The organism is Natrinema sp. H-ect1 (assembly GCF_041821105.1).
GTDB classification, from domain to species: domain Archaea; phylum Halobacteriota; class Halobacteria; order Halobacteriales; family Natrialbaceae; genus Natrinema; species Natrinema thermotolerans.
In genome coordinates, this window is record NZ_JBGUBA010000004.1 from 100776 (window position 1) to 125649 (window position 24874).

Sequence of the window (24874 nt, forward strand, 5' to 3'; positions counted from 1 at the left end):
GAGACGCTGAAACCGGAAGAAACGGGTAGTTAGCTGGCGAACGAGCGTCGGCGCCGACGGCCTACATGTAGCCGAGGTCGCGCAGGCGCTCCATCAGGTCTTCCTTGTCCTGGGCGCGGCCGGCGCGTTCGGTCGTCCCCTCGAGGTCCTGCAGCCACGCGGGGTCCTCGTCGGACTTCTCGGTACTGACTTCGCTGCCCAGCGAGCGGAAGCCGGCGAAGTACTTCGGCGAGATCGGGATGTCTTCCTGGTCGACGCCCTCGGGGAGGTCGTCGTCGGCCTCGGGGACGTAGCCCTCCTCGGGGAAGTCCTCGACCGTGTCCGGCACGACGAAGTTCCAGAAGGCGTCCCAGACGGCGGCCTCGTCGAACTGCAGGATGGGCTGGATGCGGTCGTGGGGCGGGTAGATGTCGGGATCGTGTCGCGGCGAGAAGAACGTCTCGTCGGCGCGGGCCTCCTGTTCGTCCCAGCGGACGCCGGAGATGACGCCGTCGATGTCGTACTCCTCTAAGGCGTCGTTGAGCGCGACCGTCTTCAGCAGGTGGTTGCCGACGTAGGTGTCCAGCAGGAACGGGAAGGTGTCTTCCTCGTACTCGAGGATCTCCCGGACGTGGTGCTGGTTGTGGTCGGAGAGTTCCGAAATGTCGATGTCGTCGCCGGGTTCGAGGCCGTGTTCGTCGACGTACTCGCCGACGTCCTCGTTGCGCGCGTAAATGACCTCGAGGTCCCACTCGTCGGCCCAGTGGTCGACGAAGTCGTGGATCCCGTCGAAGTGCTGGTAGTGGTCGATGAAGACCGCGGGCGGTACCTCGAGGTCGAAGCGGTCGGCGACCTCCTTGATGAAATACAGTGTCAGCGTCGAGTCCTTGCCGCCGGTCCACATCACGGCCGGGTTCTCGTAGGACTCGAGCCCCTCGCGGGTGACCTCGATGGCCTTCTCGATCTTGTCCTGAATGTGCTGGTAGTCCTCGGGGTCTTCGCCGTTGCCGTCGTCGTAATCGACGTCGACGTAGTCGGGGAAGTTCTCGGTCATCTCGTGTAATTAGATGTAATTAGGAACTGTAAATCCTTTGGGTCGGCGGAAACGCCTGTCGGGACTTCGGACCGCGAGCGGCCGACCCGACGAGCCGTGCGGCGAATATTTCCCGTCACGAAAGGTTCTTGCCATCGTTCGAGAGAGATTCTCACATCGAGTGTTAGCATAGGTCTGTGGCCGAGGCGGCGTCGCTCGGCCGCTCGAGCCGTGATCGCGACTACCAACCGTGTCAGCACACGAATCCACGCCGATACGACGGAGCATCGAGGTCGAGTACTGGGTCGTCGACGACCGGGGCCGGCTCGTCGAACCGGGTGATCTCGTCGAGGCGTCGCCGGGTGCCGAACGGGAGTTCGTCGAGCCGTTGCTCGAGATCAAGACGACGCCCTGTGAGTCGACCGCCGAGTTGCGCGAGGAACTGTACGAGCGGCTCGAGGCCGTCCTCGAGCGAGCGGACGAACGCGGGCTGGGACTGGTCCCGCTCGCGACGCCGATCAACCACGGCGAGATTGCGGATCGGCCCAGCGACAGGACCCGCGTTCAGGAGCGGGTCATCGGCGAGGACTTCGAGTACGTCCGCCACTGCGCGGGGACGCACATCCACGTCGAGCAACAGCCGGGACGGGCGGTCGATCAGTTGAACACGTTCATCGCGCTCGATCCGGCGCTGGCGCTGGTCAACTCCGCGCCGTACTTCCGCGGCCGGAACCTGGCAACGGGCGCGCGGTCGAAGCTCTACCGCTGGATGGCCTACGACGACGTCCCCCATCAGGGACGGCTCTGGCCCTACGTCGACGACACCGAGGAGTGGACGCGCCGGCTCGAGCGGCGATACGAGGACTTCGTGACGGCCGCCGTCGACGCGGGGATCGATCGGTCCACGATCCGGGCGCAGTTCGATCCCGAAAGCGCCGTCTGGACGCCGGTCCAGATCCGGGAGTCGTTCGAAACCGTCGAGTGGCGCTCGCCCGACACCGCCCTCCCGAGTCAGGTCGTCCGACTGGCGGACCGGCTGGCCACCGTCGTCGACCGCCTCCGCGGGGCCGAGGTCCGAATCGAGGGTGACACCGGCCGGGTGACCGACGAGGAGATCGTCCTGCCGACCTTCGACGCCGTCATCGAACACGTCAACGCCGCGATCCGGGACGGGCTGGACGCGGACGCGGTGCGGTCCTACCTCGAGCGAATGGGGTTCGAGGTCGCGACCTACGAGCCGATCGCCCACGACATCGGTGGCCGCGGCCCGGTCGACCGCGAGGCGGCGCGCCGACTCCGGCTCGAGTACGCCGAACGCCTCGCGAACGATGTTCGACGGGCCGGCCGCATACCCAGTGACTGACCGCTCGACGATCGAACCGCGACTCGATCGCCGCGGCCGAACGTATTACTCGATGGGCCCGTAACTGATCGGTCAGATGACCACACTCAACGACGAGACAATCATCGTCACCGGTGCGAGCAAGGGACTCGGACGCTCGATGGCGCTTGCCCTCTCCGAACGGGGCGCGAACGTCGTCCTCACGGCCCGCAGCGAGGACGAACTCGAGACCGTCGCCGACGAGGCGGCCGGCGAGACGCTGGTCGCCCCGGCCGACGTCCGCGAGGCCGACGATGTCGACCGCGTCGTCGACGCGACCCTCGAGCGGTTCGGGCACGTCGACACGCTCATCAACAACGCCGGCGTTTCCGGGCTCAGCTTCGGCGAGGAGCGTCGCTCGCTCGTCGAGACCGACGAGGAGGAGTGGGATACGATCATGGACGTCAACGTCAAGGGCGTCTACCTGTTCACGAGGCGGGTCCTCGAGGCGATGCTCGAGGCCGACCAAGGCTCGGGCAACGTCGTCAACGTCTCCTCGGGACTGGGTCGGTACGCGATCCCCGACGCCGCGGCCTACATCACCTCGAAGTGGGGGCTCGAGGGCTTTACCCAGGCCGTCGCACTCGAGGTGGAGGACGAGGGAATCAACGTCAACGCGATCGACCCCGGCGGCCGCGTCAACACGCGGATCTGGGAACACCTGCCCGACGACGAGCGCGGGGAGATCCTCCAGCCCGACGTGATGGACGACGCGGCCGCCCTGCTCGCGGCGCAGGGACCCGACGGCGTCACCGGCGAGTCGATGACCGCCGAGGAGTGGGAGGACCGACTCGCGTAGCGGTCCCGGTGCAGTCATGCGGGCCGGCCGCCCCCGTCACGACGAGCCGAGCCGGTTTTGACAGCCCCGGCAGAACGTCACCCCAGGCCGGTTCGCCGTCCCGCACACCGGACACCGGACGCTCGAGCCCCCCTCGGTATCGACGCCCATCTCCCCCGCCAGCGCGGTCAGTACCTCGTCTTCTGTCCTCACGTCTCGTTTCGCACCGTGACGTCGGGCCCACTCGGCGATCAGATCGTCGTCGCGCAGCCGCTCGAGACCCCGGAGTAGCCCGAGAAAGCAAAGCGTCGGCGCGATCGTGACGGCGGCCGCGACGGCGAGGCGACCGGCGAGTTCGTACGGTCCCGGATCGTCCATACGCGTCGTTCGCCGCCGGGCTTACAAACGTCTATCGGCGATATCAGCCACTCGGGCTCGAGGAACAGTCGCGGCTGCTCGGTCGAGAATCGACGACAGGAAGGGGACGTCGGTCAGTCCGTGATGAACTTGTTGTCCCGCCAGTTGACGCCGCCTTGCCCCGAGCCGGTATCGCGGGGCCCTTCGACGACTTCGATGTCCGCGGGACGGGGTTCGCCGTCGACGATCCGGGTCGCATCGAGGTCGCCGTCGCGTTCCGAGATGGCCGTCAGCGTCCCCTTCTCGGCGGCCTCAGCGATCTCACAGAGGACGAGGAACATCTCGTATTGCAACAGCGAGTTCTGGAGGACCGTCTCGCGGTCGCCCTTGAACGCGGCGAACTCGACGAGTTCGGACTCGATCTCCTCTTCCTCTTCCTCGTCCCAGCTGAACGATTTCTGCCGCCGCTCGTCGGGGTCTTCCTCGTAGACCCGGTTTTCCGTGACGCTGGCTTTGAGTTGGGCCGTCGGCGTGTACTTGCTGACCGACTGATCCTCGGCGACCGCCTTGAGGATCAGCGTGTTGTTGCGCCGCGTGATCTCGACGTCGTCGATCCCGTCGGGATATCTCGCCTCGTCGATGTGTTCTCGAAGGTCTTCGAGGGGCAGTTCAAGGGTCGAATGCAGCCGATATACGTGTCTGGATTCCTCTGTTGACATTGTGGGAAGGTGTGTACGGCGATAGTCGTGATCTGTTACTACGAGGGCGTGACTTATATGAGCTGCTATTAAATGCGTGAGATATCAACTCGAGTATATGGGTCACGCCAGTGGGCCGGCCCTACGCGGTCTCGAGCGTCTCCGCGAGTTCGTCCCGTTCCTCGAGTTCCTCGAGGACGTCGGAGCCGCCGACGAACTCGCCGTCGACGAACGTTTGGGGGATCGTCTCCCAGCCGCTGTGTTCCGACAGCGCCTGTCGGTACTCGTCGAGCGAGTCGAGGACGTCGACGGTCTCGAACTCGTCGCGGTGCTGGTCGATCAGGCCAAGCGCCTTGCGGGAGTAGCCACACTGGGGCATCAGTTCGGTCCCTTTCATGAAGAGGACGACCTCGTTTTCCTCGAGCGCCTCGGCGACCTGTTCGTCGACTTCGTCCTGATCGAGACCCTGGTTCGGTGGGAACTCCATACTCGTCCGTAGGGCGGTAAGGGGGATATGCCTTGCGTCATCGGCACTCACGCCGGTCGGTCGCGACCGCCGGCCGGACACACCGTTGGCACAGGGAACCCGGGCGATCTAGTCGGCCGACGCCGGCGTCTCGAGGACGTCGAGTTTCTCGGCGGCGTAGCCGAAGACGTCCCGGTAGCCGTTCGGGGACATCAAGACGGGATAGAACGACTCGTCGGCGACCTGCTCGTCGCCGTCGGCGGCGGCGAAGGAATCGCCGGCCTCGACCTCGGTGAAGTTCTCGACGAACACCTCGTAGGAGTCGGCCTGCTCCTTGCTGATGACGTCCGTGAGCCGATAGATCGGGAGGTCGCGTCGGACCGTATCGCCGGGCAACACGCCGACGGCGGTCAGAAACGCCCGCGTCAGCCGGTCGGCGTTTTCGGCGGCCGTCTCCGAGCCCTGGAGTCCACACTCGACCTCGACCGTGTCGATCTCGGCGAACAGTCGCCCTTCCGCGAAGTTGCTCGTCTCGACCATCGCCGTCACGGGCAGCTGTGGCACGATCTCCTCGGCCGTCTCGCTGACGCCGTTGACGACGGCGAACGGTTCGGCGTGGCTCTGGGTCGAGTGCATCGAGAAGGTCAGACAGCCCTCGAGTTCGTCGACCAGTTCGGTTGCGAGGCGGCCCTCGTGGGTCGTCGCGTCCGGATCGCCGGGGAACGCACGGTTGAGGTCCTCGTCGATGAATCGAACCCGTCGCTCGAGCGCTTCCTCGTTGGCGACGATGAGCTTGACGGGCCGTTCGACGGTCGGGCGCTCGTCGAGCAGCCGTTCGACGGCCCGGACGCCACAGGGTTCATCCCCGTGAACGCCCGCGACGACTGCGATCTCCGGCTCCCCCGACCCGAGCTGTGCGACTCTCATTACTAGTTAGTTCGGCTGAAGAGCCAAAGGCGATTCGGTCTCTTATCCGGCAGACGTGGTGGCATGTCCCACGACTGAGCCGTCTCTCCGCCTCGGTCGGCGATCGACGCTACTGATACATCCGCAACGGCTGGGCCTGCGAACTCTCCTCCTGTGCGATCGCCTGCATCTGCTGGGCCAACTGCTCCCGTTTCGCCCGGATCTCCTCGGCGCGGTCGACCAGTTCGCTCACGTCGATCTCGAGGCCGGCGACGGGGGCGACCCCCTCCTCGAGCAGGACGCTCGCGGCCTCGGGGTCGGGGAACCGGTGGTTGCACTCGACGACGAAGCCGAGGCTGCCGTAGTCCTCGTGGGCGGCGCGGTTGATCAACGCGCCCGTCGGCCCGGTGATGACGCCGTCCTCCGGTGGGGTCGCCACGTCAGTGTCCTCGAGTCGCTCCCCGGCGTCCCCGGTCGCGATCCCGTAGAGATCGGGTCGCTCCCCGTTCTCGCGTTCCGCGGGGAGGCCGCTGAGATACAGCGGCGTCGCCTCCTGCTCGACGATCCAGCCGGTCAGACAGTCCGCGACGGTCTCGACGGCCTTGGCGCTGATCGGCGCGTCGCTTCGCAGCGCCAGCAGATCGTGTTCCTCGTCGACGTAGAGCCGGACCGGCGGTCGAGCGGTCCGATCGCCCTCGCGGTAGACGCCGATCCGCGGCAGTCCCTCGCAGCCGACGCTCGCGTAGTACTCCATTTCCAGTTGCTCGATGAGGTGGTCGGTCGCGATCTTGCCCACGAGACCAACGCCCGGAAACCCTTCGACGAGCGTTGGATCCTCGAGCGCGACCGATTCGCCGTGGACGCGGATTCCTGCCATGCTCGGACCGACGGACGTCACCGGCTTAAAATCGGGGGCAGGGTGTGCCGACACCGTCGCCGGATTCGTCCCCGTCGACCGTGTATTTATATCAATCACCGCCGATCGTTCGTCCAGCGATGACGACGACCGATCCGGAGTCGGAGAAGACACGGGAGGACCGCGACGCAGTCGTCCGCTCCGCAGTCGCGGACGCGATTTTCGACGCCGTCGGGACCCTCTCGCTGCTGGGATTCTCGCTGCTGTTTCTGGCCGTCGGCGTGCGGGGCCTTCTCATCGACGGTTCGACGGGGCTCGCGGTCGCTTCGCTCGCGGTCAGCATTGCGGTCGCCGGGGCGGCGTTCGAACTGGTCCCGCCGTTCCGGGACTGAGCCGGACGGGCCGCGCTTCGAAACCCACAAACGCCAGTCGCGCGAACCCGCAGTCGATGGAGCCACTCGAGCGGTATCGACCGATCATCGACGACTTCGAGGACTTTCTGGCGGCCTGTCGGCGGCCGCTTGGCAACGCCGTCCGCGTAAATACGATCAAGGCCTCGGTCGACCGGGCCCTCGCGACCCTCGAGGCGGAGGGACTCGCGTACGAACAGGCCGACTGGAACCCCCGGGTACTGGACCTCGAGACCGACTCGCCAGGCTCGACGTGGGCCTCGTTTCACGGCTTTACCCACGGGCAGGAGGAGGTTTCGGCGGTGCCGCCGGTCGTCCTCGATCCCGAACCCGGCGAGCGGGTCTGGGACTGCTGTGCCGCACCGGGTGGAAAGGCGACCCAGATCGCCGCACTGATGGACGACCGGGGAACCGTCGTCGCGAACGACAACAACCTCGGGCGGATCTCGGCGCTGCGATTTAACGCCGAACGACTGGGCGCGACCAGCCTCGCGGTCACGAACGCGGACGCCCGCAACTACTCGCTACAGCGGTTCGACTTCGACGAGTTTGATCGGACCCTCGTCGACGCCCCCTGTTCCTGCGAGGGGACGATCCGGAAGAACCCCGACGCGCTCGATAACTGGTCGGAGGGCCACATCTCCTCGGTCGCAGGGATTCAGAAGGGCATTATCCGCCGGGCGATCCAGGCCACCCGCGAGGGCGGGACGGTCGTCTACTCGACCTGTACGTTCGCCCCCGAGGAGAACGAAGCGGTCGTCCAACACGCCCTCGAGGCGGAGGACTGTCGCGTCGTCGACTTCGATCTCGGGCTGGAACACGCGCCCGGCCTGACCGAGTGGGACGGCGAGACGTTCGACTCGAGCCTCGAGAAGGCGGCCCGGATCTACCCGCATCACAACGACACCGGCGGCTTCTTCGTCGCGAAACTGGAGGTGACCGCGTGATGAGCGACAACGACGGCCAGCGGTTCGACCGGCTGCCCGCGACCGAAGCGGAACGGGACGTCGAGGGCCGGGCCACCCGCGAGGAGGTCGTCGACTACTTCGCCGACCGGTTCGGGATTCCGTCCGAAGCGTTCGACGACTACACCTTCTGGGAGAAGGGCGCGGGCAAGATCTGGGTCTACGGCGGCGAGGCGTCGACGCCGCTCGAGATCGAGGCCATCGGCATGACCTGTCTCCGCACCCGCCAAGAACACTGGAAGCCCACGACCGACTTCGTCCAGCGGTTCGGCCGCGCGGCGACCGACTGCGTGATCGACTTAGAGCCCGCGGAGGCCCGCCGGTTCGCCGCGGGGGAGGATCAGGAGATCCCGCGGTGGGACGGCGACTGGGGCTATCTGATCGCCGCCCACGACGTCGGGGTCGGGCCGACGGGCCAACCGGGGGGAGACGGTGAACCCGTCGACCGGGGCGAACGCGAGCCGATCGGCGTCGGCCTCTACGTCCACGGCGAACTCCGCTCGATGGTGCCGAAGGGGCGTCAACGCGACCTCGAGTCGTAGCGTCGATCGGCCCCCGACGCTGCCCGCCGGGTGACTACCGTTACGAGGGGATCGGGGGCAGCGCCGCCTCCTCGATCCAGAACGCCTCGACCGCACGGCCGATGTCGGCGAACTCGTCGGGATCGGTCGGTTTCGTCAGGTAGGCGTTCGCACACAGTTCGTAGCTCCGGACGATGTCCTCGTTCGCTTTTGAGCTCGTCAGGACCAACACCGGCAGCGACGCGAGTTCCGGGTCGTCCTTGATCGTCTCGAGGACCTCGAACCCGCCGGTCCTCGGCAGGTTCAGATCGAGCAACATCAGGTCCACTTCGGGGCCGTCCTCGCTCGCCGCCCGTTCGTGAAGGAACTCGAGGGCGTCGTCGCCGTCGGCCTCCGTGTGTAAGCTGACATCGAACGACGCTGACTCGAACGCCTCCTCGATCAACCGCACGTCGCCGGGGTTGTCTTCGACGAGGAGGAGGGAAATCGATTCCGGGGAAGACTGATGGGACACGTGACTGTCTCGGAATAGTGCGGTCCGGTGGTTAAGGGTGTCCACTACAGACGTTGGTATCGGCCCGGATCACGCCAGCGAGCGCCGAACGGCGGCGGCAGCACGCTCGAGTCCGTCCCGCTCGTTCGGGGCCAGGTCCCACTCGATGATCTCGCCGACGCCGCCGGCGTCGAGCCGGACGGGGACGCTCACGCTGACGCCTTCGAGCCCGTACTCGCCGGAAAGCGGGGTCGAGAGACAGACCGGTTCGTCGGTTCCGCCGTCGGCCAGTCGAGCGACGATCGTGGCGACGCCGCGGCTCGTGACCCACCGCGACGAGTCCTCTGGCCCCCGCCGCTCGATGACGTCGTAGGGAACGTCGCGGACGTACTCGAGGACGGCCTCGCGCTCGGTCGCCGAGAGATCGATCGGCTCGCCGTCGACGGTCGCCCGCGAGAACGCGGGGACCATGTGTTCGCCGTGTTCGCCGAGGACCGGACAGGAGACGGCGGCGGGCGAGGTGTCGAACCGGCGGGCAAGTTCGTCCGCGATGCGGGCCGTCTCCGACAGGAAGTAGCCGAGGAACCGCTCGCGGGGCCAGCCGCTCGCCTCCCACAGGCGGTGGGTGACCCGATCGGTCGGGTTGGCCGCCACGACCGTCGGCGTCGGGTCGGCCTCGCCGAACCACTCGCCGATGTCGGCGGCGATCTCGAGGTTTCGCTCGAGGTTCGACAGTCGACCGCCCCGTTCGAAGCTGTCGGGGTCGCGCGCGGCGCTCGCGGTGACGACGATCGCGTCGGCCGCGTCGATCGGATCGGGACCCGGGGACGCGCTCGGATCGATCGCGGTGACGGTGCCGGGCGGGTCGTCGCCGAACGACGGGCGCCCCGCCGCGGTAGCGACGTGACACTGCGCGTGGCGCAGATCGATCGCATGGCCGGTCGTGACCGCCGTCTGGGGATCCGCGAGCGTGACGGTCGTCTCCGGACGCTGTACCGCCAGCGTGTACGCGACGGTGCTGCCGATCGTCCCACCACCGCCGACGACGAGGACGTTCATGGCCGGGCTATCGGCGCGGGCACTTGTAACTTGGCCGGGACGTTGTCATCCGGCGGGAGCGCCGTCAGCGCTCGACGAGCGTCCCGCCGGCCAACCCTTCCCACTCGACGCGATACCCCAGCCGCGAGAGGACGGCGCTCGCGTCGGCGATCCCGTACTCCTCGAGGACCGCCTCGGCATCTTCGAGGGCCATCCCCGCCTCGATCGCGTCGGCGAGCGACTCGAGGACGGCGGGCCGAACGAGCGTCCGGCCGACGCGCTCGTGGTCGGGCACGGCGACGTCCGCGAGGGCGTCCTCGCTGACGCCGTAGCGCTCGGCCAGCCGCTCGAGCGCGATCGCGTCCTCGTCGGGTCGAAGCTCGTCGGGCAGTCGGGACGCGCTCTCGGCCACCAACTGGCGCTCGTACTCCCGGAGGACGTCGGCGACGTCTTTGACCCGGACCGTTCCCGAGTAGGGGATCGCCCGGTGGTCGCGGGCCGCGATCTCCTCGCCGACGCCCAGCGACTCGTCGACGGCCACGAGCATGTCCACGTCCTCGAGGTCGGCCAGTTGCGAGAGTTTCTTCTCGACGTACTCGGGGGTCCAAAACCCCATGATCTCGAAGTAGAGCCGGAAGTCGCCGTAGGCGTAGTCGAACGCGAAGTCCGGAATCATCACCCGCGTCCCCGTCGCGAGCGGCTCGGGCTCGCGGACGAGGTCCCAGTCGAGATCCAGAGTGGTAAACCGGGCGGCGAAGTCGGCCTCGACGCCGCTGTCGAACGAGACGTCCGCGACCGGTTCGGCGTCGGGCACCCGAACGGGATCATCGTGGGAGAGCGAGAGCGTCCGCTCGGTCCCGCGGTCGTCGATCGTCGCCTCGAGCGACCACCGCTCGGCCGACGCAACGGTCCGCAGCAGCCGGGCAAAGCGGGTACCGTACCGCCGCGTCGCCCGGAAGAGCCGGGTCGGGCCGGTCACGACGACCTCCCGTTCGGCGATCCCGTCCGCGAGGTCCGTCTCCGCAACCCCGCCGCTCGGCGTCGGTTCCTCCTCGAGTCGCCGGATCTCGTACAGCAGCCGCAGCCGCTTGATCGCCGAGATCAGCGCCTTCGGATCGCTCGAGCGGACCCGGACTTCGGTCGCGTCGAACAGCGCCGTCTGAGCCAGCGAGAGGTTGTACTGGGCGAGCAGTCCGTCGGGGCCCCAACGCGGCTCGACCGCGGTCAGGACCTGTCGTTCCTCGAGGTCGGCGTAGAGGGCGGTCTCGAGGTCGTCCGCCGAGACGTCGAGCGACTCGCCCGCCCGGATCAGCGCCATCGCCCGCTCGTCCTCGGTGACGACGCCGATCGCTTCGGCGGCCTCGAAGGCCGCCCGGCGGGCCTTCTCGGGGTCGATCGCCGCGTCGGTCTCGAACGTCACCTCGCGCTCGAGCAGCGCCGAGAGGCCGCGGACGAGCTTGAAATCGTCGGCCTCGTTCTCCAGGGTAGTCAGCGCGTCCTCGAGTTCGCCACGGGGTTCGCCGACGTGGCCCTGATAGGTGCCGAGGACTCTGGCCGCGAGCGGGCGTTGGTCGCGGCCGGCGAACTGCGGGTGGTAGCCGCCGCCGGCCCGCGAGACGCGCAGCAGGTCCTTCGTCAGCATTCGTCCGATGTCGGCACGGCACCGGCAAAAGTGACCCGGACGAAGACCCGACGATAGCCCTCGCCGACGGGGCTCAGGCACTGATATTACGGCGGTTCGGTTCCACCCTCCGGTATGGACGATTCGTCGCTCCGGATCGCGTACGAGACCCACGACGGGGTTCGGGAACTGGTCGACTGCCTGGTACACGCCCTCGAGTCGCTCAGCATCGACTTCGATCGGTGGGACGAACAGTACGTCAAAGGTCCCGGCATGTACGTCGCCGTCGTCATCGGGCCGTCGGTCGCGGACTTCGCGTACCCGATGGGCGACAACACGTGGCCGACGGACCGCTGTCACGACGTTTGTCTCGATCTCGACGCCTTCTACGAGACGGCCCGAGAGGTCGCGAGGACCCGCGACGGGGCCGTCGTCGTCAGCGTCGACGGCGTCGTCCAGGAACAGCTGGTCCGGTTTACCGACCTCGGGCCCGACGAACTCGAGAGCGGGAAGGCGGATCCGGACGATCCCGGCTACGAGGACTGGATGGGGTCGCGCCACATGAGCGCACTGGATACCTCCCGGCGGCCGAACGTGGTGTCGACGTTGACGCTGAGCGAGGAGACCGGCCGCGTGACACGCTTCGAGGACGGCTCGTTCGTGACGACCGAGCGGGGGGACCTCGGTGGAGAGTGGAACGTGGACGATACCCACTGAAGCGACGCGGCAAGACCACACGGGCCGGATCGCGGGACTGTGCCGCCTCGAGCGTGGGCCGACGTGGACTCCAACGGTCGGTCGGAGTCGCTCGACTCGGTCGGTGACGACCCGCTGCGGGGCCCCTTCGGCGCGTCACTCCCGCCGTCGGGCGGCGATCCGTTGCTCGCCAGTATCGGCCGTGATGACCTCGTAGAGGACCGCCCGTCCGCCGTCGGCCTTCGGTCGGAGGATCCGCCCGAGTCGCTGGACGAACTCCCGCTCGCTGCCGCTGCCCGAGAGGACGACCGCGACGTTCGCGTCGGGGACGTCGACGCCCTCGTCGAGGACGTTCGAGGTCGCGATCCGGGTATAGCTCCCATCGCGGAACCGCTCTAGGATCTCGCGACGTTCCGCGGCCCCGGTCCGGTGGGTGATCGTCGGAATCAGGAACCGCTCGCTGACGTCGTACGCGAGGTCGTTGTGGGCGGTAAAAACGATGACCCGATCGTCCCGGTGGTCGTCGAGGATCCCCGACAGCGCCTCCAGTTTCGCCTCGCTGCCGAACATGATCTCCCGTGCGCGCTGGCGCGCGAGCAGCGCCTCGCGGGCCTCTGGGTCCGACCCCGACCGCTTGACCAGTTCCTGGTAGTCCGAGCCGCTTCGCATCTCGATGTTCGATCTCGCGAGGTAGCCGGTGAACGTCTCCTGGTTTCGTTCGTATTCCTCGCGCTCCTCGGGGGTCAGCGATACCTCGAGGCGCTTGAGATCGTAGGCCGCGAGGTGGTCGCCGGCGAGGTCGTCCACGTCGACTTGGTGGACGAGCGGCCCGATGAGGGCTTCGACGACCTCGTGGGCACCGTCGGGGCGCTCGAAGGTCGCGGTCAGACCCACCCGCGCGGGGGCGGCGAGCAAGCGTGCGATCTCGCGGTACCCCTCGCCGCCGAGGTGGTGGGCCTCGTCGAAGACGGCGAACCCGAACCGGTCACCCACCGAATCAGCCTTCAGATACGCCGAATCGTACGTCGAGACGGTGATCGGCTCGAGTCGTTGCTCGCCGCCGCCGAAGCGCCCGATCGGCGTGTCGAACTCCCGCTCGAGTTCCCGTTCCCACTGCTCGAGGAGGTCGATCGTCGGGACGACGATCAACGTCGGGACCGAGAGCCGCTCGATCGCTTTCAGGGCGATGACGGTCTTGCCGCTGCCGGTCGGCAGTTCGAGGACGCCGGCAGGCGCTCGAGCGGGCGACTCCGGCCCGGGCGCGTCGGCCCACCGGTCGGTCTCGAGCCACGCCTCGTGCGCCCGTTCCTGATACGGCCGAAGTTCGTAAGCCGATGTGAGGCCGGCGACGGACTCGAGATCGAGGACGCGGTCCTCGACCGCGGCGTCGGCCCGCCACAGCGCCGCCCGCAGGTCGGCGTAGCGGTAGGCAGGGACGCGCCAGCAGCCGGTTCGGGAATCGGCCTCGAGTTCGGGGACCGACTCCCGGAGCGACGACGGCGAGAGCGGTGCCGTCTCGAGGCCGTCGATCCGAACCGTCCCGTCCTCGTACCGACATTCGATCGCGGTCGGCTCGTCGTTCGGGCTCCGCGTCACGCGTCCCAGTGGGGGGTAGATACACATATACGGTCGGGTACTCGGGACGGCAAATCCGGAGGTGGGGCGGTCCGGGCGACTATAGTAGCCACTGAAACGATTTACACACTGAGCGCGACGCAGTCGTGCGATCAGGTGTGCAATGACTTTCAGTGGCTACTATAGATGGGCACAGCGATGCCGGCGGCTCCGACACGGGTACCTCAACCCTTTTATTACCGCTGTTCGTTGACAGCCATATGAGCGAAGACGAGGGCACGGAGACGTCCGCCCCGGGTGTCCCGTCCGAGGAGGAATCCGACGACGGCGAGACGGCCGCGGCGGACCCCGACGTCTCGACGGATGGGGAATCAGAGCCGGCTCCCGACGTCGAGGAGTCGGACGCGGAACCCGCGGGAACCGACGACGAGAGCGAGGCGACGACCGACGCCGACGGGGACGCTGCCGAGAGCGAGTCGGCCCCCGCGGCGGACGAGACTGACGCACCCGAAACCAGCGAGGACATCCAGCGGCTCCTCGATCGGGTCACCGAGTACGACGACGAACTCGCTCGGCAGGTCAACTCGATCGTCGAGGAGGCCCGCGACCTGAACGGGACCGTCAGCCACCAACGCGAGGAACTCGAGGACCTCGAGCAACGCGTCGAATCACAGGCCGAAACTATCGGTGAACTGCAGGACGAACTCGAGGCCCGCGACGACCGACTCGAGGAATACGAGGAGGAAGTCGAGGACTTGAAAAGCCGGCTCAAGCGCAAGCAGGCGGACTTCCAGAACTACAAGAAACGCGCCAAGAAGCGCCAACAGCAGATCAAAGACCGCGCGACGGAGGACCTCGTCGAGCGGCTCATCACCGTCCGGGACAACCTCAAACGCGCCCTCGAGGAGGACAGCGACGACGTCGAGAGTCTGCAGGAGGGCGTCGAGATGACGCTCAAGGAGTTCGACCGCATCCTCGAGGACGAGAACGTCGCCGAGATCGATCCCGAACCCGGCACCGAGACCGATCCCCAGCGCCACGAGGTCATGATGCAGGTCGACAGCGACCAGCCCGAGGGGACCGTCGCCGACGTCTACACGCCCGGCTACGAGATGGGCGACAAGGTCATCCAGAACGCACAGGTCACGGTCTCGAACGGGGAGTTCGCCGACGACGAGGACTCGAGCGCCGATGCGGACGGCGACGTCGACGGCTCGAGCGCCGACGACGGCGAGTCCGGGACCGACGAGGAGTCGGCCGAATCCGACGACGGGGCGGCCGACGACGGCGAAGAGGACGCAGAGGCGATCGAACTCGGCGGCGAAGTCGCCGACGACGAGTAGCCGTTCTCTCAGAGTATCGCCGCTCTGTCCGTCACGACGACGCAACTGACCGGTTCACAGTCGACCGCCGGTCCGACACGGCGGGCCGATCGACCGATCTCCCCGCCCGTTTTTACTGAGATCCAACTGCCGCGAGCGAGCCGCTACTTCCTCGTATCGGGCTTTTATTCGGGTTTCGAGCCCGGCTAGTAACCTTTAAAACAAAGTGCGCACAATACCCCTCCACGATGGCGAGCAACAAAATTCTCGGAATCGACCTCGGCACGACGAACAGCGCGTTTGCGGTGATGGAAGGCGGCGATCCGGAGATCATCGTCAACTCCGAAGGCGAACGGACCACTCCCTCCGTCGTCGCCTTCTCCGACGACGAGCGACTCGTCGGGAAACCGGCCAAGAACCAGGCCGTCCAGAACCCCGAAAAGACGATCCAGTCGATCAAGCGCCACATCGGCGAGGAAGACTACACCGTCGAGATCGACGACGAGGAGTATACGCCCGAGGAGATCTCGGCGATGATCCTCCAGAAGATCAAACGCGACGCCGAGGACTATCTCGGCGACGAAGTCGAGAAAGCCGTCATCACGGTCCCCGCGTACTTCTCCGACCGACAGCGCCAGGCGACCAAAGACGCCGGCGAGATCGCCGGCTTCGAGGTCGAGCGCATCATCAACGAGCCGACGGCCGCCTCCATGGCCTACGGCCTCGAGGACGACCAGGACCAGACCGTCCTCGTCTACGACCTCGGCGGCGGGACCTTCGACGTCTCCATTCTCGATCTCGGCGGCGGCGTCTACGAGGTCGTCGCGACCAACGGCGACAACGACCTCGGGGGCGACGACTGGGACGAGGCCATCATCGACTGGCTCGCCGAGGAGTTCGAGGCGGAACACGGGATCGACCTCCGCGAGGACCGTCAGGCCCTCCAGCGGCTCAAAGACGCCGCCGAGGAGGCCAAGATCGAACTCTCCTCGCGCAAGGAGACCGAGATCAACCTGCCCTTCATTACGGCGACCGACGACGGCCCGATCCACCTCGAGGAGTCGCTGACCCGCGCGAAGTTCGAGTCGCTGACCAGCGACCTCATCGAACGGACCGTCGAACCGACCGAGCAGGCCCTCGAAGACGCCGGCTACGAGAAAGACGAGATCGACGAGGTGCTGCTCGTCGGCGGCTCGACCCGGATGCCCCAGGTCGGGGAGAAGGTCGAGGAGCTGACCGGCAAGGAGCCCCAGAAGAACGTCAACCCCGACGAGGCTGTCTCGCTGGGCGCGGCGATCCAGGGCGGCGTGCTGGGCGGCGAGGTCGACGACATCGTCCTGCTGGACGTCACCCCGCTCTCGCTGGGGATCGAGGTCAAGGGCGGCCTCTTCGAACGCCTCATCGAGAAGAACACGACGATCCCGACCGAGGAGTCGAAGATCTTCACCACCGCGGCGGACAACCAGACGACGGTTCAGGTCCGGGTCTTCCAGGGCGAGCGCGAACTGGCCGAGGAGAACGAGATGCTCGGCGAGTTCCACCTGACCGGCATCCCGCCGGCCCCCGCCGGAACGCCCCAGATCGAGGTCACGTTCTCCATCGACGAGAACGGCATCGTCAACGTCTCCGCGGAGGACAAGGGCAGCGGCACCACTGAAGAGATCACCATCGAGGGCGGCGCCGGCCTCTCCGACTCGGAGATCGAGAAGATGCAGCGCGAGGCCGAGAAACACGCCGAGGAAGACCAGCAAAAGCGCCAGCGGATCGAGGCCCGGAACAACGCCGAGGCGACGATCCAGCGCGCCGAAACGCTGCTCGAGGAGAACGACGAGCAGGTCGACGACGACCTGCGCGCCGACATCGAGGCCGAGATCGAGAACCTCGAGGCGACGATCGACGACGACGAGGCCGACGCCGAGGATATCGAGGCTGCGACCGAGAGCCTGAGCGAGGAACTCCAAGAGATCGGCAAGCAGGTCTACCAGCAGGAAGCCGGTGCGGGCGCTGCCGGCGGTGCCGCTGGCGGTGCGGCCGGCGGCGCTGCGGGCGCCGGCGGTGCCGGAATGGGCGGCATGGGCGGCGGTCCGAACCCCGGTCCCGACGCGGGCGCTGCCGGCGACGAGGGCGAGGAGTTCGTCGACGCCGACTTCGAGGACGTCGACTTCGAGGACGACGACGAGGAGTAACGCCCGACGGCTCGCCGCTCGGCCCCGCTTCGAGATCTAGCAGTGAGTTTCGCGTGTGAAATGAAGGTAGTACTACGGTGAGCATCCGCGAGCGTAGCGAGCGGTTCCCCGCCGAAGCGGACGAAGTCCGCGGAGGCGGCCTTTTTTCATCGAAGTTTTTGCGCCGAGTGGTTCCGAGCGGTGCGCGGTTCGGAGCGAACGGAGTGAGCGAGAACCGCGACGATGCGAACGGCGAAGCCGTGAGCATAGCGAGGAACCCGAGGCGGAAAAAGTTCGGAACGGTCGTTTCAAGTGGCTCAGACGAGTATCGGTTGCACAACGAATGAGCGAGGACTTCTACGACGTACTCGGCGTGAGCCCCGACGCCTCTACCGAGGAGATCAAGCAGGCGTATCGGACGAAAGCCACCGAGTACCACCCCGACGTCAGCGACGACCCCGACGCCGAGGAGAAGTTCAAGAAGATCCAGAAGGCAAAGCAGGTCCTGACCGACGAGCAAAAGCGCGAGGCCTACGACCAGATGGGCCACGACCGCTACGAGCAGGCCGAGAAACACGGCTTCGACGCCAGCGAATCCGGCGGCGCGGGCGGCATGGGCGGCGGCCCGTTCGGCGGCATGGGCGGTGGCGGCATGGGTGGCATGGGCGGCGGTGGCGGCGGCCTCGGCGACCTCTTCGAGCAGGTCTTCGGCGGCGGTGGCGGCGGCCGCGGTCGTCGGCGGCCCCGCAAGGGCCGCGATCTGCGAACCGAACTCGAGATCGACCTCGAAGAGGCCTACGAGGGCGCGGAAAAGCAGTTCTCGCTCGAGCGGCCCGAGGAGTGTGACGTCTGTGAGGGCGAGGGCCACCCGCCGGAGGCCGACGCCGAGACCTGTTCGGAGTGTCAGGGCCGCGGGCAGGTGACCCAGGTTCAGCAGACGCCGCTCGGCCGGGTCCAGCAGACGACGGCCTGTCCCCGCTGTGAGGGCGAGGGGACGATCTACTCCGAGACCTGCGGCGAGTGTCGCGGCGAGGGCTACGTCCGCACCGAGGCGACGCTGACCGTCGAGGTCCCGGCCGGTATTCAGGAGGGCCAGACGCTGCGGATGGAAGGCGAGGGCGCGCCCAGTCCCGAGGGCGGCCCTCGCGGCGACCTGCTGATCGACGTCTCGATCCGCGACCACGAGGAGTTCGAACGCGAGGGCGACGACCTGCGCTACCGGCTGCCGGTCTCGTTCCCGCAGGCCACCTTCGGCGACACCGTCGAGGTCCCCTCCCTCGAGGGCGGTGCCGAGTTCGAGATCCCGCAGGGAACCCAGAGCGGCGAGACCTTCCGCCTCGAGGGCAAGGGGATGCCCCGACTGCGCGGTCGCGGGCAGGGCGACCTCTACGTCAAAGTGCAGGTCGTCACCCCCGAGAGTTTAAACGAGGACCAGCGCGAGGCCCTCGAGGAGTTCGCCGAGGCCGGCGGCGACGAGATCGAAGTGAAGGAAGGCTTTTTCGAGAAGATCAAGCGGGCGTTCTAGACGGCCGACGACCGGGGTCTATGAACCTGGGCCCGCCGTCGAACGCGAACCGACCGCGACCGGTCTTGTCGTTATCCTGATTCGTGTTAACTCTCCGCACTGTGGTATCGGATACTTGTCTGACAGGTTCATTACCCCGTGAGGCGTAGCGTAACCGGGTTCCACTGGTAGCGGTGAGCGAGGCTGCGTCAGGCTATCGGTGCGACGCCCACAGGTGTTGAGCATGGTATCAACTGAAACGCGAGCGGAGGTCGAAGAGTACCTCGGGCAGGTCCCGAGGTGGATCGACGCGCTGCCGGAGTCGGCCGCGGACCACAGCTGGGAGGTCGTGCGGGATCTCCTGTTGGGAGAGACCGTCCTCGAGCAGCGGGAGAAGGCGCTGGTCGCCCTCGGCGCGGCGTCGGCGATCCAGTGTCCGTACTGCGTTCACTTCCACAGGGAGGAGGCGAAACTCGAGGCGGTGACGGACGACGAACTGAGCGAAGCGATCGCGATCGCGGCCAACGTGCGAAACTTCTCGACGGTACTCCACGGGGCGGAGATCGATCACGAGGAGTTCGTGACCGAGACCGGTGCGATCGTCGACCACGTCAAGGACCAGCGGGCCGCGGCACCGAGCGACGACTGAATGACCGGTTTTCCGGTCTCCATATTTTCCGATCCGATCGACTCGGGCGAACCGTCTCCGATTGGTGAGTGTCACGGTAGCGTCCAACACAATCTATGGCGATTATGGTCGAACGAACACGTGGATACCCATGTCACAACAGATCCTGCTCCTCGCGGGCGACTTCGTCGAGGACTACGAGGTAATGGTCCCGTTTCAGGCGCTCCAGATGATCGGCCACGAGGTCCACGCTGTCTGTCCGGAGAAAGAAAGCGGCGATACCTGTCCGACTGCCGTCCACGACTTCGAGGGCGATCAGACATACACCGAGAAACCGGGCCACCAGTTCGAACTGACCCACGACTTCGACGCGGTCGAGCCGTCCGAGTACGACGCGCTTGTCGTGCCGGGCGGCCGCGCGCCCGAGTACCTCCGGACCTACGACGAGATCCTCGAGATCACGCGGCACTTCTTCGCGGAAGACAAACCCGTCGCGGCGCTGTGTCACGGCCTCCAGATCCTCGCCGCGGCGGACGTCCTCGAGGGTCGGACCTGTACCGGGTATCCGGCGCTCGAGGCCGACGTCCGCGGCGCGGGCGCGGAGTGGACCGGCGAGGTGACCCGCGACGGGAACCTCGTGACGGGACAGGCCTGGCCCGACCACCCCGAGTGGCTCGCCGAGTTCCTCGAGGTCCTCGGGACCGACGTGGATCACGCCGAGCCGGCGGCGGCCGACGACTGATACGGATTATTGTCGCTGTTTACCGGTGTATCCGCAGGACGGTCGCGGGTACACCGGTACTGACTGACAGTAAACCGTATGAGGCGGGCGACGCGGACCGAACCCCGCCGTATAGCGGGAGTCGAAGGCGAGACGGACGACGCGAGTCGGCGTGCTTTTTCCCCCGCGGTCCCCAGTCTCGAGTATGAACGTTGGGACGGTCGACGACCTGCTCACCCGCGAGCTGCGGGACGACCGGATCGCCCTCGTTGACGCGACGGGGCGGGAGTACGACTACCACTGGCTGTGTACGACCGCGTGGAAGGCCGGCAACTTCCTGCGCCACTCGGGGGTTCGCGAGGGCGTCACCGTGGGCGTCGTCGGTGACGGTCCCCTCGCACTGCTGGCCTGCCTCGGGACGACGTTGCTCGAGGGGACCACCCGCTTCGATCCTCCGACGGATCTCGCGGACGAGGATGACTTCCGCACGCTCGTCGCGCCCGTCGACCGTCTCGAGTCCTACGACCTCCCACAGGGCGCCCAGCGGGTCGGGTACGGTGACAAGCCCGACGCCCCGGATGTCCATCACTTCGACGCGGGGCTGTGGAGCGAGAACCCGTCGTTCCCGCCGCTGGCGATCGACCCCGACACCGCGATCCTGACCGACGGCGAGCGGACGGTCACACACGGGCAGGTCCTCGAGGCTGCACACGGCGTTCTCGAGGGGACGGACCTCGGGGCCGACGACCGCGTCGTGGTCCGGGGACCGCTGTCCGACCCCCGGACCGTCGTCGCGGGCGTGATCGCGCCGCTGCTCGCGAAGGCCGTGATCGTGCTGCCGGGCGACGTGAACGACGGTGAGGAACTGGGGGACTACGCCGTCTCGAGCGAGTCCGACGCGCCGGTTCCGGAGCCGGGTCGGATCGATATCGAGTCCGTATCCGTCTCTCGGAGCCACTGAAACGGTTTCGACGCCGATCGCGACGCCAGCGTTCGATCGGGCATGCACCCGTTTCCTGTAGAACGGATGACTATTCGACGTCGGGAGTATATTACGCCGCCTCGAGTAATAAGGGTATGTCGCCATCGGAACCGGAGCAATCGGTCGAACGACCCCACGACGACGCCAGATCTCGGGAAGGGGGAACGACCGCTGTTACTGGGGACGCTGCTGCCATCGCTGTCGATGGGCTCGAACTCGTCTACGCCGACGGGACGGCCGCCGTCCGCGGGATCGATATGGCCGTCCCCGAAGGGGAGTTCTTCGGCTTCCTCGGGCCGAACGGGGCGGGGAAAACGACGACGATCAAAGTGTTCGCGACGCTGTTGTCCCCGACCGGCGGAGCGGTTCGAGTCAACGGTTTCGACGTGCGTTCGGAATCCCGTGAGATCCGGGAGTCGATCGGGTACATGGCCCAAGAGACGAGTATCGATCCGGAACTCACCGCCGAGGAGAACATCCGGTTCGCCTGTGAGGCGTACGGAGTGCCGCGGGGGGAACGGTCCGAACGAGTCTCCGAATTACTCGATCTCGTCGACCTCGCCGGCGTCGCGGACAAGCGGGCCGAGGAGTTCTCGGGCGGCATGAAGAAGCGACTGGACGCCGCGACCGCGCTGGTCCACCGCCCGCCGCTGGTCTTTCTGGACGAACCGACGACGGGGCTGGATCCGAAGGCTCGCAACCGTCTGTGGGACTACTTCCGGCGCATCAACGACCTCGGAACGACCATCTTCCTGACCACACAGTACCTCGAAGAGGCGGACCAACTCTGTGACCGTCTGGCGGTCATTCTCGACGGGGAGATCGTGGCGGACGGGAGCCCTGCGGCCCTGAAACGCGAGGTCGGCGGCGAGGTCCTCGACGTGGAACTGGAGGGCGATTCGACGGGTCGGCAACGGGCCGCGACGATCGCACGCGAGTTCGATGCGTTCGCCGACGCGTCCGTCGCCGAAACGGACGACGGCATCAGCGTCACCGCGGAGACGGTGCGACAGCACGGGACCGATCTGCTCGTCGCGCTCCGGGACGCGGAGTTGACGGTGACCGGATTCAATATCCGTGCCCCGACGCTCGACGACGTGTTCCTGGCGATCACGGGTGAGGAACTCGAGACCGACGACACGGAGGCCGTACCATGAGTACGCCGAGGGCCGACGAGGACACGCCGGCATCCTCGGCGCGGCCGGACGCACGCGCCGGGAACACGTTCGTCGGAGACGTCTGGGTGAATTTCAAGCGGTGGAACCGCAAGGCCGTCCGGAACCCGTTCGTCCTGGTCGTCTCGCTCGTCCAGCCGATCATCTTCCTCGTGTTGTTCACGGAAGTGTTCGGGAACGTCGCCGGCAGCGCTGTCAATCGAGGGATTCCGGGGATCAGTTACGAGACGTATCTGGTCCCGGCGATCGCGATTCAGGTCGCCCTCGCGGCGGCCATCACCTCGGGCGTGGGACTGGTCAACGACATCGAGAACGGGATGTTCGAGAAGGTTCTCGTCACGCCGATGAACCGCACGGCCGTCTTCGTCGGCAAGACCGCCGCGGAAGTGTTTCGAATCGCCGTGCAGATCGCGATCATTCTCGGGCTCGGCATTCTCCTCGGCGCGGAGATCGTCACCGGCGTCGTCGGTGCCCTCGGTATCATCGCCGTCGGCGTTCTCTTCTCGCTCTGGTTCGTCGCGTTCTCGAACGCTCTGGCGATTCTCACGCGAGATCAGGAATCGACGATCATCGGCGCGAACCTGTTGCAGTTCCCGCTGTTGTTCCTCTCGAGTGCGTTCCTTCCGCTCACGGCACTCCCCGACTGGATTCGGACGTTCGCCCGTTTCAACCCCGTTACGTACGGCGTCGATGCCGCCCGTTCGCTCATGATCGACCGGGACGTGATGACGGTCATCGACGTCTCGTGGTTCGGCGGGACGCTCGACGGCGTCGTTCCCGGCGTGGCCGTGCTGCTCGGCCTCGATCTCGTGTTGGGTGGGATCGCAGTCTATCTCCTGTCCCGCGCCTCGAGTTCCGACGTGAAATAACGCCCTCGTATACCGTTCCAGGGGCGTCTTCGACGAGCGTTTGGGAGATAGTGACCGCCTCGATCGGGCGTGCCGTCGCCCGTCGTCCGGTGTTGTACCCGCGCAGGATGCAATGCGACTCGCCGGACGGCAGTGGAAACTGGTGGGCCCGCGACCGTCACAGCCGCCGGTACAGCAACCCCTCCAGGGCCGGTCCCGAGAGGACCTCGCCCTCGTGGGAGAACCGCGAGCCGTGGCAGGGGCAGTCCCAGGTCCGCTCGGCGTCGTTCCACCGGACGAGACAGCCCATGTGCGGACAGGTCGCCGAGACGGCGTGGGTCGTCCCCTCGTCGTCGCGGTAGAGTCCCACGGGCTGGCTCGCGCGCCGGACGACACGGGCGTCGCCCCGCGGCAGGTTATCAGCGGCGTCGGCCCCGAGCGCGGCCAGCAGGGACTCGATCCGGTCGCCGACGAAGCTCCCACCGACCGTCGCGTTCTCCTCGAGGAAGCGCTTGGCCGATGCCTTCGGGGTGAACCGCTGGGGATCGAAGACGTCGGCCCACGGGCTCGAGCCCTCGACGATCAAGTCGGCGAGGATCGTTCCCGCGGCGGTGCCAGTCGTCATCCCCCAGCCGTCGAACCCGGTCCCGACGTAGACGCCCTCCGAGAGCGGATCGATCCGGCCGATGAAGGGGACGGAGTCGACCGGGGAGTAGTCCATCGTCGACCAGCGGTACTCGACCGACTCGACATCGAAGCAATCGCGGGCGAAGGCCTCGCAGCGACGATACCGCTCGGAGGTCGGCACGCTGCTGACGCTCGGCTTGTGACTCTGGCCGCCCACGAGCAGGAGATTGCCGTCCTCGTCGCCCGCCCGCTCGTTGTCGGCCGCGACCGAGTACGTCCGCATCGTCGCCGCCGGCGAGGCCGTGTTGTAGTACATCCCTTCCGGCGGCGTCCCGTCGATCCGGACGGCCAGCAGGTACGCGCGGTGGGGGTGCATCCGCGCGAAGTAGCCGGCCCGATCGAGAACCGGGAAGTGGGTCGCGACGACCACGTCGTCGGCGACGACGGTCCCGTGGTCGGTCTCGACGCGACACGGCGACCCGGGGTCGACCTCGAGCGCGCGGGTCTCCTCGAAGACGTGGCCGCCGTCGTCGTGGATCGCCTTGGCGATTGCGAGCAGGTACTTCCGGGGATGGAAGGCAGCCTGCTCGTCGAAGCGGACCGCACCGGGTACCTCGAACGGCAGCGGGGTCTCCTCGACGTACGACGCCGGCAGGCCGAGTCGCTTTGCGGCCTCGACCTCGTCCCGGACCTGCTCGACGTCGTCGGGCGAGGCGGCGTACGTGTAGGCCGGCGTCCGGCGGAAGTCACAGTCGATGTCCAACGCCGCGACGCGCCGTTCGACGGTTTCGATCGCAGCCTCGTTCACTGCGGCGTACTGGCGCGCTTTCTCCCTCCCGAACTGTGAGACGAGCCGATCGTAGCACAGTCCGTGCTGGGAGGTGAGTTTCGCCGTCGTGTGTCCGGTCGTCCCCTCGACGATCCGGTCGGCCTCGAGGACGGCGACCGAGCGGCCGGCGTCTTGCAGTTCGATCGCGGCGCTCAGACCGGTGATTCCGCCGCCGATGACGGCCGCGTCGACGGTGAGACCGTCCTCGAGCGTGCCGTACTCGGTCGTGGGGGTCGTGGCGAGCCACAGCGACTCGGGACGCCGGGACTCGGCTGGGATGGAATTCGACATCGATTCGGG

At 67.1% G+C, this 24874-nt stretch carries 26 protein-coding genes; 15 read left to right on the forward strand and 11 right to left on the reverse strand.

Translation table 11 applies throughout. From position 1 onward, the window contains the following. Window positions 1-61: 61 nt before the first annotated feature. Complete coding sequence (locus ACERIM_RS11665; RefSeq protein ID WP_006650858.1) at window positions 62-1033, reverse strand: phosphoadenosine phosphosulfate reductase family protein; 972 nt, start codon at window positions 1031-1033, stop codon at window positions 62-64. 229 nt (window positions 1034-1262) lie between these two features. Between ACERIM_RS11665 and ACERIM_RS11670 the strand changes: the two genes are divergently transcribed. Beyond that, window positions 1263-2375, forward strand: a complete 1113-nt coding sequence (locus ACERIM_RS11670) for a glutamate-cysteine ligase family protein (RefSeq protein WP_049966798.1) — start codon at window positions 1263-1265, stop codon at window positions 2373-2375. Between the two features lie 76 nt (window positions 2376-2451). Beyond that, on the forward strand, window positions 2452-3192 hold the full coding sequence (locus ACERIM_RS11675; protein ID WP_373632729.1) for an SDR family NAD(P)-dependent oxidoreductase: 741 nt from the start codon (window positions 2452-2454) through the stop codon (window positions 3190-3192). 36 nt (window positions 3193-3228) lie between these two features. Here ACERIM_RS11675 and ACERIM_RS11680 read toward each other — a convergent pair whose 3' ends face one another. From ACERIM_RS11680 to ACERIM_RS11700, 5 genes are all read right to left on the reverse strand, one after another. Further along, on the reverse strand, window positions 3229-3549 hold the full coding sequence (locus tag ACERIM_RS11680) for a zinc ribbon domain-containing protein (protein WP_373632730.1): 321 nt from the start codon (window positions 3547-3549) through the stop codon (window positions 3229-3231). A gap of 113 nt (window positions 3550-3662) precedes the next feature. Further along, window positions 3663-4247 carry a hypothetical protein gene (locus tag ACERIM_RS11685; protein ID WP_006180580.1) on the reverse strand — a complete coding sequence of 195 codons (585 nt, stop codon included), beginning with the start codon at window positions 4245-4247 and terminating at the stop codon, window positions 3663-3665. A 121-nt stretch (window positions 4248-4368) separates the two neighbouring features. Next, complete coding sequence (locus ACERIM_RS11690; RefSeq protein WP_006180581.1) at window positions 4369-4713, reverse strand: glutaredoxin; 345 nt, start codon at window positions 4711-4713, stop codon at window positions 4369-4371. 108 nt (window positions 4714-4821) lie between these two features. Next, window positions 4822-5619: a succinylglutamate desuccinylase/aspartoacylase family protein gene (locus ACERIM_RS11695; RefSeq protein WP_006180583.1), complete on the reverse strand. Its 798-nt coding sequence runs from the start codon at window positions 5617-5619 to the stop codon at window positions 4822-4824. Between the two features lie 109 nt (window positions 5620-5728). Further along, window positions 5729-6475, reverse strand: coding sequence for a proteasome assembly chaperone family protein (locus tag ACERIM_RS11700; protein ID WP_006650854.1), 747 nt, complete (start codon window positions 6473-6475; stop codon window positions 5729-5731). A gap of 119 nt (window positions 6476-6594) precedes the next feature. Here ACERIM_RS11700 and ACERIM_RS11705 point away from each other — a divergent pair, with 119 nt between their 5' ends. Genes ACERIM_RS11705 through ACERIM_RS11715 form a run of 3 tightly spaced genes read left to right on the forward strand, consistent with a single transcriptional unit; the run spans window position 6595 to window position 8371 of the window. Continuing rightward, window positions 6595-6846, forward strand: a complete 252-nt coding sequence (locus ACERIM_RS11705) for a hypothetical protein (RefSeq protein ID WP_006650853.1) — start codon at window positions 6595-6597, stop codon at window positions 6844-6846. Between the two features lie 56 nt (window positions 6847-6902). Continuing rightward, window positions 6903-7811 (forward strand): RsmB/NOP family class I SAM-dependent RNA methyltransferase, encoded by a 909-nt coding sequence (locus ACERIM_RS11710; RefSeq protein WP_006650852.1) that lies wholly within the window; start codon window positions 6903-6905, stop codon window positions 7809-7811. Further along, the gene (locus tag ACERIM_RS11715; protein WP_373632733.1) at window positions 7811-8371 is read left to right on the forward strand and encodes a hypothetical protein; all 561 of its coding nucleotides are present in this window, start codon (window positions 7811-7813) and stop codon (window positions 8369-8371) included. The genes ACERIM_RS11710 and ACERIM_RS11715 overlap by 1 nt, the downstream gene beginning before the upstream one ends. Before the next feature lie 40 nt (window positions 8372-8411). On the opposite strand, the gene ACERIM_RS11720 is transcribed toward ACERIM_RS11715, so the two are convergent. The 3 genes from ACERIM_RS11720 to ACERIM_RS11730 form a co-directional block, all read right to left on the reverse strand. Beyond that, window positions 8412-8864, reverse strand: coding sequence for a response regulator (locus tag ACERIM_RS11720; protein WP_006650850.1), 453 nt, complete (start codon window positions 8862-8864; stop codon window positions 8412-8414). A gap of 69 nt (window positions 8865-8933) precedes the next feature. Next, window positions 8934-9902, reverse strand: coding sequence for a malate dehydrogenase (locus ACERIM_RS11725; protein WP_373632735.1), 969 nt, complete (start codon window positions 9900-9902; stop codon window positions 8934-8936). Between the two features lie 64 nt (window positions 9903-9966). Further along, window positions 9967-11523, reverse strand: coding sequence for a DUF790 family protein (locus ACERIM_RS11730; protein WP_373632737.1), 1557 nt, complete (start codon window positions 11521-11523; stop codon window positions 9967-9969). A gap of 114 nt (window positions 11524-11637) precedes the next feature. On the opposite strand from ACERIM_RS11730, the gene ACERIM_RS11735 reads away from it, so the two are divergent. Continuing rightward, window positions 11638-12219 carry a hypothetical protein gene (locus ACERIM_RS11735; protein ID WP_373632738.1) on the forward strand — a complete coding sequence of 194 codons (582 nt, stop codon included), beginning with the start codon at window positions 11638-11640 and terminating at the stop codon, window positions 12217-12219. Between the two features lie 135 nt (window positions 12220-12354). Here ACERIM_RS11735 and ACERIM_RS11740 read toward each other — a convergent pair whose 3' ends face one another. Then, window positions 12355-13821, reverse strand: coding sequence for a DEAD/DEAH box helicase family protein (locus ACERIM_RS11740; protein WP_373632740.1), 1467 nt, complete (start codon window positions 13819-13821; stop codon window positions 12355-12357). Between the two features lie 212 nt (window positions 13822-14033). Between ACERIM_RS11740 and grpE the strand changes: the two genes are divergently transcribed. From grpE to ACERIM_RS11785, 9 genes are all read left to right on the forward strand, one after another. Beyond that, window positions 14034-15116 (forward strand): nucleotide exchange factor GrpE, encoded by a 1083-nt coding sequence (gene grpE / locus ACERIM_RS11745; protein ID WP_373632741.1) that lies wholly within the window; start codon window positions 14034-14036, stop codon window positions 15114-15116. A gap of 227 nt (window positions 15117-15343) precedes the next feature. Next, complete coding sequence (dnaK, locus tag ACERIM_RS11750) at window positions 15344-17281, forward strand: molecular chaperone DnaK (RefSeq protein WP_373632742.1); 1938 nt, start codon at window positions 15344-15346, stop codon at window positions 17279-17281. A 77-nt stretch (window positions 17282-17358) separates the two neighbouring features. Further along, window positions 17359-17607, forward strand: a complete 249-nt coding sequence (locus tag ACERIM_RS11755; protein WP_172704599.1) for a hypothetical protein — start codon at window positions 17359-17361, stop codon at window positions 17605-17607. After that, a complete protein-coding gene (gene dnaJ, locus ACERIM_RS11760) occupies window positions 17604-18785 on the forward strand; it encodes a molecular chaperone DnaJ (RefSeq protein WP_373632744.1) in 1182 nt (393 codons plus the stop codon). The genes ACERIM_RS11755 and dnaJ overlap by 4 nt, the downstream gene beginning before the upstream one ends. A 223-nt stretch (window positions 18786-19008) precedes the next feature. After that, on the forward strand, window positions 19009-19413 hold the full coding sequence (locus ACERIM_RS11765; protein ID WP_373632746.1) for a carboxymuconolactone decarboxylase family protein: 405 nt from the start codon (window positions 19009-19011) through the stop codon (window positions 19411-19413). 130 nt (window positions 19414-19543) lie between these two features. Then, the gene (locus ACERIM_RS11770) at window positions 19544-20134 is read left to right on the forward strand and encodes a DJ-1/PfpI family protein (protein WP_373632747.1); all 591 of its coding nucleotides are present in this window, start codon (window positions 19544-19546) and stop codon (window positions 20132-20134) included. Between the two features lie 184 nt (window positions 20135-20318). Further along, complete coding sequence (locus ACERIM_RS11775; RefSeq protein WP_373632749.1) at window positions 20319-21074, forward strand: hypothetical protein; 756 nt, start codon at window positions 20319-20321, stop codon at window positions 21072-21074. Window positions 21075-21190: 116 nt separating this feature from the next. Then, entirely contained in the window at window positions 21191-22252 is a 1062-nt protein-coding gene (locus tag ACERIM_RS11780) for an ATP-binding cassette domain-containing protein (protein ID WP_373632751.1), read from the forward strand. Further along, entirely contained in the window at window positions 22249-23139 is an 891-nt protein-coding gene (locus ACERIM_RS11785) for an ABC transporter permease (protein WP_373632753.1), read from the forward strand. The genes ACERIM_RS11780 and ACERIM_RS11785 overlap by 4 nt, the downstream gene beginning before the upstream one ends. Before the next feature lie 157 nt (window positions 23140-23296). On the opposite strand, the gene ACERIM_RS11790 is transcribed toward ACERIM_RS11785, so the two are convergent. Further along, complete coding sequence (locus tag ACERIM_RS11790) at window positions 23297-24865, reverse strand: FAD-dependent oxidoreductase (RefSeq protein ID WP_373632755.1); 1569 nt, start codon at window positions 24863-24865, stop codon at window positions 23297-23299. Between the last annotated feature and the right edge of the window lie 9 nt (window positions 24866-24874).